The 578-nt window shown below is 47.9% G+C and carries 1 protein-coding gene; it reads right to left on the bottom strand.

Annotated features, from left to right (window positions below):
• Window positions 1-140: 140 nt before the first annotated feature.
• Complete coding sequence (locus tag R8O10_RS26560; protein WP_254901957.1) at window positions 141-263, bottom strand: hypothetical protein; 123 nt, start codon at window positions 261-263, stop codon at window positions 141-143.
• Between the last annotated feature and the right edge of the window lie 315 nt (window positions 264-578).

Here is a 578-nt window from a genome sequence, read left to right on the forward strand (position 1 = left end):
TCATCAGCCATGAAGTCACCGCCGAGCCAACCATCGTCGCCCGGCTCCATGTCGAAGTCCTGACTGAAGCCAGAATCTTCTGTGCCATCATCATAGTCACCTTGGTCTTCTGTCCAGTTGCCCATAACGAATACTCCTTCTTAGCTGTAATCCATTGCGCCACACGTATCGCATGACCCACCCTTGGTGACCCAGCCGGGACAACCTAAAGAGCGGCATGAGTAACCTGATGCCATAAGTGGCTTAATGAATGTCACTTGCATTGCTTGTTTCCTTTAATTGACGTTGTAGTGAATCTACGTTGTGTAGTATCCCACTGCTCCCGGACAGGATGTGTCCAAGACCGCAGAATGAGTGTGAAAATAGTCATCGTCATTGCCCTACCTTATCCAATGAAAGCTATGCCAAATCTCAGTGCGCGACGGTTTGAAACATTTAAAAATGTTTTGCCCTCAACCTGTCCAAGGGAAACCGTACGCTAGTAGCATGAGCGATAAGAGTGAAAAGCTAGCTTTAAGGCTAGGTGACATATTGACGAGATTGTTTATGGGAGAAGTGCTCTCCCCTGAGCAGTTGGT

The sequence above is a fragment of the Vibrio sp. 1727 genome (genome assembly GCF_033344415.1).
Lineage (GTDB): Bacteria > Pseudomonadota > Gammaproteobacteria > Enterobacterales > Vibrionaceae > Vibrio > Vibrio alginolyticus.

Bases quoted from the DNA above. Each gene is read 5' to 3' on its own strand.
- R8O10_RS26560 (WP_254901957.1), bottom strand. From the start codon at position 263: ATGCAAGTGACATTCATTAAGCCACTTATGGCATCAGGTTACTCATGC.